The organism is Bacillus sp. USDA818B3_A (genome assembly GCF_009928415.1).
In the GTDB taxonomy this organism is placed as follows: domain Bacteria; phylum Bacillota; class Bacilli; order Bacillales; family Cytobacillaceae; genus Neobacillus.
On record NZ_JAABNN010000019.1, the window covers coordinates 45,315 to 61,123 of the forward strand.

Here is a 15,809-nt window from a genome sequence, read left to right on the forward strand (position 1 = left end):
CTCCTCTTTCTGGAATTACAATGCATTCTTTAATTTTTTAAGTTCCTTATTCAGTTCTTCATCAGTCACATAGCGATCATATGCCGTATCAATCTGGGCTAACGGAGCGGCAAACTGATTACCTGCCTGGACCTCTGCCTCCATCATTAGGACCTTTTCTTCCGCACGTGCTACTCCTCTGGCAACATCATCCGTATTGAAGGAAACCGTTACTTTCTGAATTTGTTTCATCGACTGAGCCACATTGGCACGGGAAGCCAACAAGATTTTCTTTTGCTGCATTTGATTATACGTTTCTTTGAGCTGGTCCAATTTTTCAATAAGAATTTGCGTTTGTCCCTTAAGCGCCTCTAACTGATCGGCATAAACCTGTAACGTCTTTTCCTGGTTAAGCTTTTCTTGCACCGCTAATTTTGCGATTGCCTCCTCGCCCTGTTCAATCGCTAGCCTCGCCTGGCGAGTACGCTTGTCCACTAAAGCTTTGGTTTGTGAAATAAGAGCCGCTTGTTTTTTCTCAACAAAAAGTTGTCTTGCTAGTGCTTGCTGGCCTTTAGTAATTTCCTGTTCCATTTCTCTCGAATACTCATTCAACATGGCAATCGGATCTTCCATACTGTCTAATAATCCGTTGATTTCCGCCATTGTAATTGTCTTTAATCTTCTAAAAATACCCATGTTATTCATTCTCCTTTTTAGTTAAAATATCTTTTTCCCATTGATCTAAAATGTTGGCATTTTGGTTAGTGACTGGAATTTGTCTGCTTGCAAGTGAAGTGTCGATAAACTGTTGCATGGAAGAAGCTTTTGATTTCTTTCTGAGCCATCTGAATACTAGAACAAGAACAGCTAGTCCAATGATTAGGAAAAGCCAAGGGAATCCTCCCTCATGGTGAGCGCCATTCATCATCATTTGGCGCCCGCCTCCAAAGCCGCCACCGCCGTGTCCCATTCCACCCATAGCTTGTCCGCCATGCGGGCCTCTAGCATACGCACTGCTTCCTCCTAATAAAAAGTGAAGGACGTTGAACACCAGTACGGCAGAAGCAACGATCACTCCCCAAAAAATACCTTTTTTTACTTTTGTATTCATCTCTCAATCTCCTTTCGGCTATCTTATGAAATGAATATTACTAGCGAATGGTGAAAACTTGGTGAAAAAGAGAGAAGTTTTTTTAAAATTGAAATTCCCCATGTTAACCATGACTTTTTAAAAATGTAAAGGCTTGCATAGTAAAGTTCATAATTACGTCATATTTATTGTGAAATTATTCACAAACTAGTGATATACTAACGTCATCAACTTGTTAATTAATACATTTCATATATAAGGGAGAGATCATCATGGAAAACAGAAATAAGAAAGTTAATCGCGTAGTTTTAATTGGAACAGGTGCCGTCGGCTGCAGTTATGCCTATTCCATGATTAATCAAGGAGTAGCAGAAGAGTTAGTTCTTATTGATGTCAATGAAGCAAAATCTGAAGGCGAAGCAATGGACCTAAACCACGGAATCCCATTTGCGCCATCACCAATCAATGTATGGAGCGGTTCTTATCAAGATTGTGAAACTGCCGACTTAGTTGTTATTACAGCAGGATTGGCTCAAAAGCCAGGTGAAACTCGATTACAATTAGTAGAAAAGAACACAAAGATTTTTAAAGAGATCGTAAAAAATATCATGGCCAGCGGCTTTGACGGGATCTTCTTGGTGGCAACCAACCCAGTAGACATTTTAACTTATGTGACTTGGAAAGAGTCAGGGCTTCCAAAAGAACGAGTGATTGGTTCTGGCACCGTCTTAGATTCTGCGCGCCTCCGCTTTGCGCTAGGTCAACATTTCAATATGGATACTCGGAATGTTCATGCCTACATCATCGGTGAACACGGAGACACAGAACTTCCTGTTTGGAGCCGCGCTTCAGTAGGGGTGGAAAGATTGGAAGAACTTCCTGCCGAAAAACTAAACAAGGAATGCTTGGAACAAATCTTCGTTAATGTCCGTGATGCGGCCTATCATATCATTGAACGAAAAGGGGCTACATTCTATGGAATTGGCATGTCTCTTGTCCGAATTACAAAAGCAATCTTAAATAATGAAAACAGCATCTTAACCGTTTCTTCTTATCTAGATGGACAATATGGACAGCACGACGTATTTATCGGAGTTCCAGCTGTAATTAACCGTGGCGGAATCCGCGAGGTGATTGAAATTGATTTAAATGAACTAGAAAAGCAGCAATTTAATCACTCTGTTTCAGTCTTAAAAGAAACAATGAAGCCTGTAATCTAGAAATTACCTTTGCCATAGATGAAATCTCTAATGAAAGCAGATGAAATTATGGAAACGTTGAATCAAACAAAAAAGGGTTACTTTATGATGGCTGTCTTATGGCTCGCTTATGTGACCTTTGCGATGAACTGGGTGGCGGGTTCTTCCTTAACTCCGCAAATCACCGAAACGTTTTTCGGAGGACCCGTTGATCCGCTTATTTCTCAATTAGTGAACTATTCCATTACGACCGCCCGTGTATTTGCCAATATTTTAGCAGCTGTGGTGCTGATGAAATTAGGCCCTAAAAAGGCGGCAGGTACAGCCATCGCCCTGTTAATGATGGGCCTTGTCGCCATTTATCTTCCTAACTATTGGGCCTATACTGCTGCCCGGATGGTTATGGCAGTAGGTGGTTCCATGGTCATTGTTTATATGAACCCTGTCGTTGCCCATTATGTAAAAAATTCACACGTTAAACTGCGCATTAATGCGGCTAATACGGTAGCCTATAATGCGGGTGCGTTTATTGTCGCTGTGTTATTTACGGTTTTTGCCAATCAAATGGTGGCCAATTGGCGTTTAACATTAACGGTTTTTGCCTCTTTAACGATACTTTTTTTCATCGGCTGGCTTTGGAAAGCAGAAACTTTTGAGACAAAGGAAGCAGATGGAGAAGCAGAACAGTATGGTTACAAAGACGCACTCAAGGACGGATTCCTTTGGCGCTACGGCTTGGCGTTTGCTTCCTTTTTAACCTTGTATGTCTTATCGCTGGTAAGCTTTAAAGCGATTTTCGACCAATATACATTGTTGAACGGCTCGATCACGAACCTGTTAATATCAGGGCTTGGGATCCTCGGGACATTTGCCGGAATTACCATTGGAAATAAAGGGGTACCGCGTAAGCCAATCCTTCTTTTCTCGGGGATTGTTATGGTAGGTACGTTTGCCCTGGCGATTGTTTTCGCTAATAAAATTCCGCTTCTATCTTACACACTGATTGCGATTTCCGGTTTTGCGATGTATATTCAGTACCCAATCTTTTTGAATCTTCCTCATGAACTTAAAGGGATGACGCCTCAAAGATTGACGATTATGTTCGGATTATTTTGGGCGATTGCTTATGCAGGACAAACGATTGCAACGATTGTTTGGAGTTTCATCTTAGGTTCTGCCGGATATACACCTGCGATGATTTTCTTTATCGCTGCTTCAAGTTTATATATTTTCCTTGTGGCTACTTTCCCGGAAACACGGGAAAAGGTGGCAGCTTTGCGAAAAGCAGCTTAGGAGGCAAAGATAGCATTGGGACAGTTCTAGAGCTTCCTGAAATTAAAATATTTGTTACTAAAAAACCCCTTCGCATCATGCCAAAGGGGTTTTTTACTTGTCTTTAAAGGAAGCCAGAGAACCGTCCACTCGCTTCCTATGACTTACTTTTTTCATATTCTTTTATTTTATTGATACGATTTGCATGCCTGCCACCTTCAAAGGGGGTTGTTAACCATATTTCCGCAATATCACGAGTTAAGCCAGGACCGATGACACGCTCTCCCATCGCAAGGATATTGGAATTGTTATGTTCTCTTGTTGCCTTAGCACTAAACGTATCGTGAACCAGTGCACAACGTATTCCCTTTACTTTGTTTGCCGAAATACTCATTCCAATCCCCGTGCCGCAAATCAAGATACCTCGTTCCACTTCACCACTTGAAACTTTTTCCGCAACAGGAATGGCGTAATCTGGATAATCAACAGAGGTATCACAATCACACCCTAAATCTAAGTACTCAATTTTCATCTCTTCTAGCAGTGAAATAATTTCATTACGAATATTGATACCACCATGATCAGATGCAATAGCCACTCTCATTTTATTACCTCCCAATTGTTAAGTGACGTTAAATTTTTTTCTTCTCCTCGGAACAATCCTGACACATTCCATACCATGTTTTAACGCCTTCTGTACTATCCACAATGTCAATAACTTCTTCACACACTTGACATATAATCGTACCTTGTTTTTCAATTAGTTTCTCGCCCATCATTCGCTTCCCCCTATACATTTCATATGTTAAATAAAAAACTTATAGATCGACGCAACAATAAAAGGGATCTACTTTTTCTAACCCTAAAAGTGTTCCTGCTTATCAGCTATCTCGCAATTTATGCATGACAAATTTTCTTAACTAGATTTTTTCAATTTATATTCGACACGCGTGCTTTGAACCTTTCCTGACTGTTTTACCAAGAAAACAATAATGCAAGAACTGATGATCATACTCACACCTAAGAAAACCATACTAGTATGAAAAGATCCTGTTGTATCCTTAATATAGCCCACAATGTAAGGCCCAAAAAATCCACCAAGATTTCCTATACTATTGATAAGGGCAATAGCGCCTCCGGCTGCAGCCCCTGTTAAGAAAGAAGGCGGAATGGCCCAAAATGGTGCGTATGCTCCAAAGGCTCCACATAATGAAATGGTTAGAAATACAAAGGATAAGATAATGCTTACATCAGAAATATAACTGCTAACAATCATCGCAATCGCACTTATGATTAAACATACAGCAACATGCCAGCGTCTCTCATTCTTTTTATCTGAATGGTTGCCAACTAGAATCATCGCCACCATGGCAATAATATACATAGGGAATAAAATCCAGCCCATACTTTGAGTGCTAAGAGATATTTTTTCAGATAAACCTTTCGAAATGGTTGGTAAAAACATGTTAATCCCGTAATAGCCAATCATCCAGCAAAAATACCCGGCTGATAAAATGAGAACGTCACGATCCTTTAAAGCCTGCAGGAAAGTGTAGTGTTTCACTTGCTGCTTTTCCAGTTTCTCTTTTGTTGTAACGTCAATTAGCCATCTTTTCTCGTCTTTGTTCAACCATTTTACTTCTTCAATTCGATCATCAAGATAGAAATAACATATAATACCCAAGATGACAGATGGAATTGCCTCAGAAATAAACAACCATTGCCATCCTGCCAAACCAAACCAGTTAACGTTTAGCAAGTATGTACATAATAGAGCACCTATAGCATTGGTACTTGGTATGGCAACCATAAATCCAGCAATCGCTTTTGCATGATGTTTGGTTTGATAAAAACCGCTTAAATAAGCAACCATACATGGATAAAAACTTGCCTCAGCAACACCTAATAGAAATCGTACCGTATAAAATTGTATTGGAGTTTGGACAAAAGTTTCTAAAAAAGCAAGGATGCCCCATGTAACCATGATCCTGCTAATCCATTTCCGCGGTCCAATCTTTGCCATCATGGCGCTGCCCGGTACCTCTAAAAGAAAATAACCAAGAAAAAATATTCCGGCTCCAAATCCGAAAATAGCATTCGAAAAACCTAGATCATTGTTTAATGACAGGGCAGCATATCCAATATTCACCCTATCAAGTACGGATATTGAAAAACATAGAAATAGAAATGGAATTAATCTTAACGTAACTTTTTTAGTAGTTGAACTCTCAAGTGCATGTTGATCCAAAGTAGTTCCCCCTCATGATGTTATCCCTTCCTTATGCCGAGCCTTTTATCTCAATTAAGGTTACAGGGAAATAAATTCTCCTTGAAGAAATAGTTCCATCGGAATTTTTAGATTACTAATATTAAAAATATTGCAAACCCATACATCAAACGCTTTCAATTTAAACTTAAAATATAACTTGTTATACAAATAGATAGGAAGTTTCATTTATTCTCTATAAATGGCTCCTAGTATTCCTTTAAAATTCTGGACAGCTACTAACCATTTATTTTGTCTACTTGTATACTAAGATACCTTTTTTGTGTTAAGTATATATTTGCATGTAAGGGTTGTCAATACGATTTAGGGGTGAAAACTTAATAGTCTAATCTTTCCAATACCGATCATATAAGTTTTTCATATGCTTCTTCATGACTTCCACTGCCTCTTTTTCGTTGTGATCCTCAATCGCTTTAATAAGTAATTGATGTTCCTTAAAATTAATATCCCGATAATCCGGTCGAGTGACGGTTCGATCCCGAATAAATTTCCACATTTCTTGTTGTTTCATGGCATTACTAATAGCTGCCATAATATTAATAAATAAATCATTATGAGAGGCTTTTGCAATACTAAAATGTAATTTGTGGTCTGTTTCTGGTACATAAACACCAGCCATTATTTCATTCTCCATCTCTTTGAGGGTCGAGCGGAGTTCCTCTATATCTTCATCTGTTGCTCTTTGGGCTGCAAATTTTATAATAAGCGGCTCAATGTTCATCCTTACCTCAACAATATCTTCTGGGGATATCGATTTAAAGAAAATGGCCGATTCAGAATGATCAGGTGTGATTTGGTTACTTCTCACATAAACTCCTTCACCTTGACGGGAATAGACAAACCCATTTAATTCCAATGCACTTAAGGCCTGTCGAATGGGAACACGGCTTACACCGAATAATTCGCACAACTCTCTTTCGGCAGGAAGTTTATCCCCTTTTTTAAAGGAACCCAATTCGATTTCAGAAAGGATCTGATGATAAATTTGCATATATAATTTCTTACTGGCCACTGGATTAAAATTAATGACAACCACCCCTCTCCGTAAGTGTTCATTGAAATTACACAGGCATTCCTAACTGGAATGCCTGAACAGTAAGGATAAAATTAATCCATATGTGAACCGCCATTAATATCAATTTCTTCTCCTGTAATGTAGGAAGCTTCTTCTGAAACTAGGAAAGCAATAGTCGCAGCAATTTCCTCCGTCTCACCTGGTCTTCCCATTGGAATCCCATCGATTACTTTCTTTGCATCCTCTTCAGGTAGTGACTTCCAAATGTCTGTATTAACAAGACCAGGTGCAACACAGTTCACAGTGATTCCATCAAGAGCAACTTCACGAGCAAGATTCTTAGAGAACCCTAATACGGCAGCCTTTGAAGCGGAATAGTGCGGCCCTCCAAATACACCGCCGCCTCGTTTAGCGGAAACGGATGAAAGACTAACGATTCTACCATACTTTTGTTCTTTCATCGGTTTTAGTACGGCTTGGGAGCATAAGAACAGTCCAAACATGTTTACATTAAATACTCGGTTGATGTCCTCATATGTCATATCTTCAACGGTTACCTTTTGCGAAATTCCAGCATTATTCACAAGGATATCAATTCTGCCAAAGGTTTGCAGAACCTTTTCAATCATGGCGTCATTCGATTCTTTACTGGTCACATTTAGTTCTACTCCTAAAGCTTTTCCGCCAGCTTCCTCAATCGCATTGACGGTATCCTGAATTCCATCCATATTAAGGTCAGCGACAACCACTGCTGCTCCCTGTTTGGCAAGGGTTAAAGCAATGGTACGTCCAATCCCCTTTTTTGATCCACTGCCTGTAACGATCGCAACTCTATTATTTAATTCAAACATGTTTCTTCTCTCCTCGATGATTTATTAGTTTTTTACTAGATCTTTTGCTGTAGATACAATATTTTCAATCGTAATACCATTTAGCTCTAACAACTTCTCATACGGAGCGGATTGTCCAAACTGATCTTGAACTCCAATTCTTCTCACAATCCCCTTGCCTTCCTCTGCTACTACTTCACATACGGCACTTCCTAAACCATTTAAAATATTATGGTCTTCAACAGTAATTATTTTTCCAATATTTAGGCAATCTACGACAGCTTCCCGATCTAGCGGCTTTATCGTATGCATGTCTAATAGTTTTACAGATATTTTTTCTTCTTCTAATCGCTTGGCAGCTTCTAAGGCGAGATAGACGGTGTCACCATTTGCAATAATCGCAATATCTTTTCCGTCCTTGATCTGCTTTGCTTTTCCAATCGTAAATTCTTCATTTTCATCATATAACATCGGTACTGTATCTCTCGTAAAACGAAGGTAAACCGGTCCATACATTTCAGCCGCTTGTTCTACTAATTTTCTAGTAGAATAATAGTCAGCACCCATAATAACCGTCATATTTGGAATGGTTCTTAGTACGCCCATATCTTCAATAGCTTGATGACTTGCCCCATCATTCGCTGGAGTCAGCCCGCCATGGGAACAAGCGATTTTTACATTTAGGTTTGGATAACAAATTTCTTGTCTGATCTGCTCCGCCATTCGTAATGAACCAAATACAGCGTAAGTGCTTACAAACGGGATTTTACCTGTCGTCGCAAGTCCAGCCGCCAATCCAGCCCCATTTTGTTCTGCGATACCAACATTTACATGCTGATCTGATAATTGCTTTGCAAATTCTGTTGTCTTACATGATTTACCGATATCAATATCCACTACATAAATATTTTTATTCTTTTTGCCTAAACGGACAATTTCATCACCGAATGCTTCTCGGGTCGCCTTTTTAAGTAGAATGTCTTTTTCCATAATGCTCATTATTTTAACCCCCCTGCTACTTCTTCGATTGCATTTAAAAACTCAACATCATTTGGAGCAACACCATGCCATCCACATGAATGTTCCATAAAAGATACTCCCTTACCCTTTACCGTGTTAAGAACAATACATTTTGGAACTCCATTTTTTACTTCACGAATACTATCTAATGTTTCCACAATCTCTTCCATCGAATGTCCATTAATTCTTCTTGTTTCAAATCCGAATGCTTCAAATTTCTTTTCTAAATCCAGATTCGGCATAATTTCATCGGTTGTACCATCAATCTGCAATCCGTTATCATCAACGAATACAACTAGATTATCTAACTGATATTTAACAGCACTTTGTGCTGCTTCCCAAATTTGGCCTTCTTGACACTCGCCATCTCCTAACATAGCGAAAACGCGATAGGTCTTTGAATCCCTTTTTCCTGCCAGTGCCATTCCAACTGCGCAAGAAAGTCCCTGCCCTAAAGAGCCTGTAGAAATATCAATACCAGGGCACTTTTTCATATCTGGATGTCCTTGGAATGGAGAACCATACTGTCTTAACGTGTAAATGGTGTCATAAGGCACATATCCTCTTAAAGCTAATGCTGAATATTGGATCGGGCACACATGTCCTTTCGATAATACGAAACGATCACGGTCTTCCCATTGAGGATTTTTTGGATCAATGTTCATTTCCTTAAAATAAAGTGCGGTTACCACATCGGCTGCAGATAAGGAGCCTCCTGGATGCCCGGATTGCGCTTCATGAATCATTGTAAGAGCTGTTTTCCTCATCTCGATTGCTTTTTGCTTTAATTCTTCAATGCCAACCTCTTTCATACTAGTCACCTCATCTAATTTTAATAACCTGTTTGAATTGCTTCGTTGTTTTCTTGTCTACTTGTCTACTAAGTTAACTTATGAACTCAGTATAACACCGTTTTCATAATTGTCAACACGAATTTTATATAAAATTAACCAATGAAAAATTCTATAAAAATTTACGTTTTAAAACAAAAAAACCTTCGGTCAACAAAAGTTGTGATCCGAAGGTTTGAGATTCATATTCTTTTTAACTAGTCTTTTCCAATTTATTTTCAACATCCGGCTTTAAAACCTTGCCTGACTGTTTCACTAAGAAAACAATAATACAAGAACCTATTATCAAACTTGCACCCAAGAAAATCATACTCACATTAAATGATCCTGTTAAATCTTTAATATACCCGACAATATAAGGCCCAAAGAATCCACCAAGATTCCCTATACTGTTAATAAGCGCAATAGCTCCTGCAGCTGCTGCTTCAGTTAAGAAGGAAGGAGGAATCGACCAAAATGGAGAGTATGCGCCAAATGCTCCACAAAGGGCGATAGTTAAAAAGACAAACGATAAAACAATACTCGTATTGGCCACCAAGCTGCTAATAATCATAGCAACCGCACTGGTTGTTAAACATGCAGCAACATGCCAGCGCCGCTCGTTCTTTTTGTCGGAGTGGTTACCAACTAGATACATCGTAACCATCGCACAAACATACATGAGTCCTAAAACCCAACCCATTGTTTGGGTACTAAGGGAAGTTGCTTCTGTTAAACCTTTTGAAATGGTTGGTAAAAACATAACAATTCCATAGTAGCCGATCATCCAGCAAAAATATCCAATCGATAAGATTAACACATCGCGATCCTTTAAAGCCTGCAAGAATGTATAGTGCTTTACTTCCTGTTTTTGAAGCTTCTCTTTTGTTGTGATGTCAATTAGCCATTTTTTCTCATCTTTATTTAACCATTTTACATCTTCAATTTTATCATCAAGATAGAAATAGCAAATGATACCTAAAATCACAGCCGGAATCGCTTCCATAATAAACAACCATTGCCATCCTTCCAGTCCAAACCAGTTAACCCCTAGTAAGAAAGTGGAAAGAGGCGCACCTATTGCATTAGCACCTGGTATAGCAATCATAAATCCAGCAATGGCCTTTGCATGATGTTTCGTTTGATAAAAACCGCTTAAATAAAAGACCATACATGGATAAAAACTAGCTTCTGCAACACCTAAAAGAAATCGTGCTGTATAAAATTGCATCGGAGTTTTTACAAAAGCCATTAAAATAGCAATAATGGCCCATGTAACCATGATTCTACTAATCCATTTTCTTGGTCCAATTTTCGTCATAATCGCACTGCCCGGTACCTCTAAAAGGAAATAACCAAAGAAAAAGATTCCTGCCCCAAATCCAAAAACCGCATTAGAAAAGCCTAAATCTTGGTTCATTTGTAGTGCTGCAAATCCAATATTGACCCGGTCTAGTATTGATATCGTAAAACATAAAAATAAAAACGGAATGAGCCTTAACGTGACCTTTTTAGTTGTTGAACGTTCTAATTGAACGTGATTCATATTAATTCCCCCTATCGTTCTCCCTTAGAATCATTGCAAACCCTTACAAAAAACATTTTTAAAAAAATTTTAAAATCCTTACTTTTTTCTACATAAGATTGAGCGACAAAAAATATCGAACATTTAAAATTTCAATAAAACCTTAACAGCATTCTCTAATTTTTGGTCAACAATATTCATAGCATTCTGGATATCTTCTATTGGTATCACCTTTGTTATAAGCAAAGAGGTATCAACTAAATTAGCAGCAATTGCCGCTGCTGCAATCTCAAAATCCTCTCTCACATACATGTTGGATCCAATTAATTCGATTTCTTTATTTTGAATGTAGGAAATATCGATTTCCGGTTTTTTTCCAAAAAGAGCTACTTCTGAAACTTTTCCGCCTCTTTTGATGATCTTGAAAGAATCATTTAGTACGGATTGAATTCCAACAGCAATAAATACTGTGTCTACTCCTTCACCATCTGTCTCTTCCAATATTCGTTCAACTGAATCCTCATAATTTGTATTTATTGCAGAAGTGGCACCCAGTCTTTTTGCAATCTCTAAATTATAATCTAAAGCATCTGTTATGAAGATCTTGGTTGCACCCGCGTTTTTTGCAGCTACCATTAAACCTAAACCTATAGGTCCGGCTCCGAGAATAGCTACTTTATCGTTGTGCCCTACACCAGCCTGCCTAACAGCATGAACGCCCACTGCAAGGGGTTCGATTAGGGCTCCCTGTTCATACGATACATTATCTGGCAACTTTACAATGGTGTTTTCCGGAACAACGATATATTCCCCAAAAGAACCGATCCATTCTTGTGTACCTAACACCCTTTTTTCCTTACAAATATGATAATTTCCAGCTTGACAAGTTTTGCAAACACCACATCCATAATGAGGCTCCACAGTAACTCGGTCCCCTATTGAAACACCCTTGACTTCTGAACCTGTTTCGACAACCACCCCTGCAAACTCATGTCCTGATATAACTGGTGGGACTCGAAAAGGATGTGTTCCATGGTAAGCATGTATTTCAGATCCACATATCCCAGTTACGACCACTTGAATTTTGACTTCATTCGGATGCTTAATCACCGGTAAACTAACTTCTTGTAATTCAATCGAATATGGTTTATCAATGACTGCTGCTCTCATATTCTCCCCCTTTGTTTAAAGCATTTTATTCTTTTTGCTTGTCTTCTTGTTCACTTGTCTACTAAGATGTTATGTAATTAATATACGTTTCTTGATTTTGTTTGTCAATAAAAAAAATAAGAAGAATCAGACTAATAGATATAGAAAAAAACTCGCCGATTGGCGAGCTCCGTAAGAGGTGAAGACAGAGGCGTATTGGCACAGCCTGTTAGGAAAGTTATACTTTCCTAGTAAATAAAAAATTCCCCATCATTATTTTTGATGGGGAATTTACTTTTGGTTTGAAAGATTGGTTCATCTAATCCTTCCAATACCGGTCATATAAATTTTGCATATGATTCGTCATAATTTTCACTGCTTCTTCTTCGTTGCGCTCCTCAATGGCCTTAATAAGTAATTGATGCTCTCTGAAGTTAACGTCCCGATAATCAGGTCGAGTTACAGTCCGATCCCGAATAAATTTCCACATTTCCTGTTGTTTCATTGCATTGATAATATCCGCCATGATGTTGATAAATAAATCATTATGAGAGGCCTTTGCAATACCACCATGTAATTTTTCGTCCGTTTCGGGTACGTATACTCCAGACTTCGTTTCCTCTTCCATCTGTTTGATCGTTGAACGAAGCTCTTCTATGTCTTCATCCGTTGCTCTTTGAACGGCAAATTTAACAATAAGTGGCTCGATGTTCATTCTTGCCTCAACAATATCTTCAGGAGATATTGATTTAAAGAAGGATTGATCCGTTGCTAGCTGATTGCTTTTCACATAAACTCCTTCTCCTTGTCGGGAGTAAATAATTCCATTCAATTCCAAGGCGCTCAGGGCCTGCCGAATAGGGGCACGACTTACACCAAACATTTCGCATAGTTCTCTTTCAGCTGGCAGTTTATCACCTATTTTGAATGAACCCGATTGGATTTCGGAAAGAATTTGATTATAAATTTGCATATATAATTTCTTGCTGGATACTGGATTAAATTTCATAAAAATCTCCTCTTTTTACACTAGGGTTGTTGTATCCTAAGTAAGTTATTAGACATGTATAATTATAATGATATTTATTCCAAAGGGCAATAAACTTAGTATCCTAAAGGTTGACAATATGTTGTCATTTTATCCAATAATCCTAAGCAAAGTCGTATATCTTGCAATCTTCAATGTAAATACTCCTCCCTTTTTGCAGATAAAAAGAGAAGCACCAGCCTAGACGGCGGTGCTTCTCTCCCTTGTATTATAATGCCGATACTTTTTCGTTTTCGTTTTTCAACTTTTCAATTTCCTTGTTGAGCTCTTCATCGCTTACAAAGTTATCATATGCGGCATCAAACTGAGCTAACGGAGTGGTGAACTGATTGCCAGCCTGAACTTCTGCTTCCATCATCAGGATCTTCTCTTCCGCACGGACCACTCCTCTCGCAATATCGTCCGTATTGAAGGAAACTGTCACTTTTTGAATTTGCTTCATCGATTGAGCCACATTTGCACGTGAAGCTAATAAGATTTTCTTTTGCTGCATTTGATTATACGTTTCTTTCAACTGATCTAATTTTTCAACGAGGATCTGGGTTTGTCCCTTAATCGCCTCTAATTGGTCCACATATATTGGCAACTGATTTTCTTTGTTGAGCTTTTCTTGTACAGCTATTTTTGCCATTGCCTCGTCGCCTTGTTCAATTGCTAGTTTCGCTTGATGAGTACGCTTGTCCACTAATGCTTTCGTTTCCGAAATTAGTGCAGTTTGTTTATTCTCCACAAAAAGTTGTCTGGCTAAGGCTTGCTGGCCTTTTGTGATCTCTTGCTCCATTTCTCTAGAATACTCATTTAACATCGCGATTGGATCTTCGATTCCGTCTAATAGTCCGTTGATTTCCGCCATTGTAATTGTTTTTAGTCGTTTAAAAATACCCATTTTATTCATTCTCCTTTTTAGTTAAAATATTTTTTTCCCATTGATCTAAAACGCTAGCGTTTTTGTTTGTTACTGGTAAATGTGTGCCGATTGTTGATGTGTTAATAAACTGCTGCATGGATGAAGCTTTTGACTTCTTTTTAAGCCATTTTACTAATAAAACTAGAACGACTAGTCCAATAATCAGGGAGAACCACGAGAATTCTCCTCCATGGTGCATCATATGGTGGGACGCGAATCCGTTTCCGCCATGTCCTAGTAACCCGCCAATTCCTCTTAATGGAGAGTGGACGATGTTTATCACCAAAATGATAGAAGCAATGAGTGCTCCCCAGAAAATACCTTTTTTCATTTTTTTATCTCCTTTCGTTGTCGATGTAATGCATATTAATAGAGATTGGTGAAATCTTGGTGAAAAGAATAGTAATTTTTATTTTTTGTGGATTCTGTTTTAGAAGAAACCAGAGTTAACAAAGTGGACAAACAATTATTTTGTAGACTTTTGTAAAATAAAGAGGAGTATTTTTAGAATGGGAAAGGAAGGTTGATATGCACCCCTATAAGCCACGTACAAAATCAAAAGAATTAAGAATCTATAGCTCTTTAAACGCACGCATGGAGTTATCTTCAAAGGACAAACTGCATTATTCTCACCTTGAAAAAGGATACCAAGGTGAGGTGTTTTTTGATCAATTAACCTCAAAGCTGCAGAATGATTTATATATCTTAAATGATTTATGCCTTGAGCAAAATAAATCATCCTTTCAAATGGATACCTTAATCATTTCTCAGCGAACTATCTACCAGTATGAGGTGAAAAACCATGAAGGTGATTATAGGTATGAATCAGGAAATTTCTATCCTAAATTATCTAAGGAAGAAATAAAAAACCCTTTGGATCAATTAAAACGCAGCAAATCTCTTTTCCGCCCTTTACTTAAAAATCTTGGCTCTCAGTTACCTATTGAAGGTTCTGTAACCTTTGTGAACCCAAATTTCACTTTATATCAAGCCCCTTTAAATGAGCCGATTATTCACCCCACTCAACTTAACAATCTTATGAAAGAATTAAACGAAATCCCTTCAAAACTAACTAATCACCATAAAATGCTAGCTGATAAGTTAATATCTATGCACCAAACTGAATCACCCTATACTCGGTATCCACCTTATAGCTATGATCGTATGGAAAAGGGAGTTCTCTGTGCATGGTGTAACTCGGTAATTTCTTCTCCTACGGACGATAGGATGAAGATTGTCTGTAATACATGTGGTCATGTGGAAACGATTGATTCCGCTGTCTTAAGGTCTGTGGAGGAGCTAAAACTTCTTTTCCCTGGTATAAAAATCACTACGAATAATGTTTATGCGTGGTGCAAGGTGATTGAGTCGAAAAAGCAAATTAGTCGAATCCTTAAGGAACACTATACTTTGGTAGGATTTGGTCAGTGGACATATTATGAATAGAAGATGGATATGCTTCTATTAAGTTACTTTGATTGGCTGCCCTGATTTACTGGGTCATTTATTGCGGCTATTGACTACCCAATGGGCTCTTTGGGGCTCTGCTCGGTCGTCTATAGACCTTATTGGCTACCCAACTTCTTCTTCAGAGTTCTGCTCGGTCGTCTATAGACCTTATTGGCTACCCAATTTCCTCTCCGGAGTTCTGCTCGGTC

Annotated in this window: 17 protein-coding genes; 3 read left to right on the forward strand and 14 right to left on the reverse strand. The window is 38.5% G+C overall.

Features of this window, described 5'->3' with window-relative positions; genetic code table 11:
• Positions 1-15: 15 nt before the first annotated feature.
• Together GXK58_RS21535 and GXK58_RS21540 are read right to left on the reverse strand one after the other, a co-directional pair.
• On the reverse strand, positions 16-675 hold the full coding sequence (locus tag GXK58_RS21535) for a PspA/IM30 family protein (RefSeq protein WP_160725240.1): 660 nt from the start codon (positions 673-675) through the stop codon (positions 16-18).
• 1 nt (position 676) lies between these two features.
• The gene (locus tag GXK58_RS21540; RefSeq protein WP_160725241.1) at positions 677-1,090 is read right to left on the reverse strand and encodes a hypothetical protein; all 414 of its coding nucleotides are present in this window, start codon (positions 1,088-1,090) and stop codon (positions 677-679) included.
• Between the two features lie 251 nt (positions 1,091-1,341).
• Between GXK58_RS21540 and GXK58_RS21545 the strand changes: the two genes are divergently transcribed.
• Positions 1,342-2,289 (forward strand): L-lactate dehydrogenase, encoded by a 948-nt coding sequence (locus GXK58_RS21545; protein WP_160725242.1) that lies wholly within the window; start codon positions 1,342-1,344, stop codon positions 2,287-2,289.
• Positions 2,290-2,319: 30 nt separating this feature from the next.
• A complete protein-coding gene (locus GXK58_RS21550) occupies positions 2,320-3,561 on the forward strand; it encodes an MFS transporter (protein ID WP_160725243.1) in 1,242 nt (413 codons plus the stop codon).
• Between the two features lie 136 nt (positions 3,562-3,697).
• Here the strand turns inward: GXK58_RS21550 and rpiB are convergent, their stop codons facing one another.
• From rpiB to GXK58_RS21610, 12 genes are all read right to left on the reverse strand, one after another.
• Positions 3,698-4,144: a ribose 5-phosphate isomerase B gene (gene rpiB, locus GXK58_RS21555; protein ID WP_160725244.1), complete on the reverse strand. Its 447-nt coding sequence runs from the start codon at positions 4,142-4,144 to the stop codon at positions 3,698-3,700.
• Positions 4,145-4,172: 28 nt separating this feature from the next.
• Positions 4,173-4,319, reverse strand: a complete 147-nt coding sequence (locus GXK58_RS21560) for a GapA-binding peptide SR1P (protein WP_237389742.1) — start codon at positions 4,317-4,319, stop codon at positions 4,173-4,175.
• Positions 4,320-4,456: 137 nt separating this feature from the next.
• The gene (locus GXK58_RS21565) at positions 4,457-5,788 is read right to left on the reverse strand and encodes an MFS transporter (protein WP_160725245.1); all 1,332 of its coding nucleotides are present in this window, start codon (positions 5,786-5,788) and stop codon (positions 4,457-4,459) included.
• Between the two features lie 364 nt (positions 5,789-6,152).
• Positions 6,153-6,863, reverse strand: coding sequence for a FadR/GntR family transcriptional regulator (locus GXK58_RS21570; RefSeq protein WP_160725246.1), 711 nt, complete (start codon positions 6,861-6,863; stop codon positions 6,153-6,155).
• Positions 6,864-6,934: 71 nt separating this feature from the next.
• A complete protein-coding gene (locus tag GXK58_RS21575; protein ID WP_160725247.1) occupies positions 6,935-7,693 on the reverse strand; it encodes an SDR family NAD(P)-dependent oxidoreductase in 759 nt (252 codons plus the stop codon).
• 24 nt (positions 7,694-7,717) lie between these two features.
• Positions 7,718-8,671, reverse strand: coding sequence for a transketolase family protein (locus GXK58_RS21580; RefSeq protein WP_160725248.1), 954 nt, complete (start codon positions 8,669-8,671; stop codon positions 7,718-7,720).
• Positions 8,671-9,513, reverse strand: a complete 843-nt coding sequence (locus GXK58_RS21585; protein ID WP_272928173.1) for a transketolase — start codon at positions 9,511-9,513, stop codon at positions 8,671-8,673. The genes GXK58_RS21580 and GXK58_RS21585 overlap by 1 nt, the downstream gene beginning before the upstream one ends.
• Positions 9,514-9,736: 223 nt before the next feature.
• Positions 9,737-11,068, reverse strand: coding sequence for an MFS transporter (locus tag GXK58_RS21590; protein WP_160725250.1), 1,332 nt, complete (start codon positions 11,066-11,068; stop codon positions 9,737-9,739).
• 123 nt (positions 11,069-11,191) lie between these two features.
• The gene (locus tag GXK58_RS21595; protein ID WP_160725251.1) at positions 11,192-12,217 is read right to left on the reverse strand and encodes a zinc-dependent alcohol dehydrogenase; all 1,026 of its coding nucleotides are present in this window, start codon (positions 12,215-12,217) and stop codon (positions 11,192-11,194) included.
• 298 nt (positions 12,218-12,515) lie between these two features.
• On the reverse strand, positions 12,516-13,205 hold the full coding sequence (locus tag GXK58_RS21600; RefSeq protein ID WP_160725252.1) for a FadR/GntR family transcriptional regulator: 690 nt from the start codon (positions 13,203-13,205) through the stop codon (positions 12,516-12,518).
• Between the two features lie 247 nt (positions 13,206-13,452).
• On the reverse strand, positions 13,453-14,130 hold the full coding sequence (locus GXK58_RS21605; RefSeq protein ID WP_160725253.1) for a PspA/IM30 family protein: 678 nt from the start codon (positions 14,128-14,130) through the stop codon (positions 13,453-13,455).
• Between the two features lies 1 nt (position 14,131).
• Positions 14,132-14,482, reverse strand: coding sequence for a hypothetical protein (locus tag GXK58_RS21610; protein ID WP_160725254.1), 351 nt, complete (start codon positions 14,480-14,482; stop codon positions 14,132-14,134).
• 197 nt (positions 14,483-14,679) lie between these two features.
• Between GXK58_RS21610 and GXK58_RS21615 the strand changes: the two genes are divergently transcribed.
• A complete protein-coding gene (locus GXK58_RS21615) occupies positions 14,680-15,597 on the forward strand; it encodes a nuclease-related domain-containing protein (RefSeq protein WP_160725255.1) in 918 nt (305 codons plus the stop codon).
• The last annotated feature ends 212 nt before the right edge of the window (positions 15,598-15,809 follow it).

Excerpts from the sequence above, each read along its gene's own strand:
- GXK58_RS21605 (WP_160725253.1), bottom strand. The coding sequence starts at position 14,130 with ATGGGTATTTTTAAACGACTAAAAACAATTACAATGGCGGAAATCAAC.
- GXK58_RS21580 (WP_160725248.1), bottom strand. The coding sequence starts at position 8,671 with ATGAGCATTATGGAAAAAGACATTCTACTTAAAAAGGCGACCCGAGAA.
- GXK58_RS21540 (WP_160725241.1), bottom strand. The coding sequence starts at position 1,090 with ATGAATACAAAAGTAAAAAAAGGTATTTTTTGGGGAGTGATCGTTGCT.
- GXK58_RS21600 (WP_160725252.1), bottom strand. The coding sequence starts at position 13,205 with ATGAAATTTAATCCAGTATCCAGCAAGAAATTATATATGCAAATTTAT.
- GXK58_RS21575 (WP_160725247.1), bottom strand. The coding sequence starts at position 7,693 with ATGTTTGAATTAAATAATAGAGTTGCGATCGTTACAGGCAGTGGATCA.
- GXK58_RS21615 (WP_160725255.1), top strand. The coding sequence starts at position 14,680 with ATGCACCCCTATAAGCCACGTACAAAATCAAAAGAATTAAGAATCTAT.
- GXK58_RS21610 (WP_160725254.1), bottom strand. The coding sequence starts at position 14,482 with ATGAAAAAAGGTATTTTCTGGGGAGCACTCATTGCTTCTATCATTTTG.
- GXK58_RS21545 (WP_160725242.1), top strand. The coding sequence starts at position 1,342 with ATGGAAAACAGAAATAAGAAAGTTAATCGCGTAGTTTTAATTGGAACA.
- GXK58_RS21595 (WP_160725251.1), bottom strand. The coding sequence starts at position 12,217 with ATGAGAGCAGCAGTCATTGATAAACCATATTCGATTGAATTACAAGAA.
- GXK58_RS21560 (WP_237389742.1), bottom strand. The coding sequence starts at position 4,319 with ATGATGGGCGAGAAACTAATTGAAAAACAAGGTACGATTATATGTCAA.
- GXK58_RS21550 (WP_160725243.1), top strand. The coding sequence starts at position 2,320 with ATGAAAGCAGATGAAATTATGGAAACGTTGAATCAAACAAAAAAGGGT.
- GXK58_RS21590 (WP_160725250.1), bottom strand. The coding sequence starts at position 11,068 with ATGAATCACGTTCAATTAGAACGTTCAACAACTAAAAAGGTCACGTTA.
- GXK58_RS21535 (WP_160725240.1), bottom strand. The coding sequence starts at position 675 with ATGGGTATTTTTAGAAGATTAAAGACAATTACAATGGCGGAAATCAAC.
- rpiB (WP_160725244.1), bottom strand. The coding sequence starts at position 4,144 with ATGAGAGTGGCTATTGCATCTGATCATGGTGGTATCAATATTCGTAAT.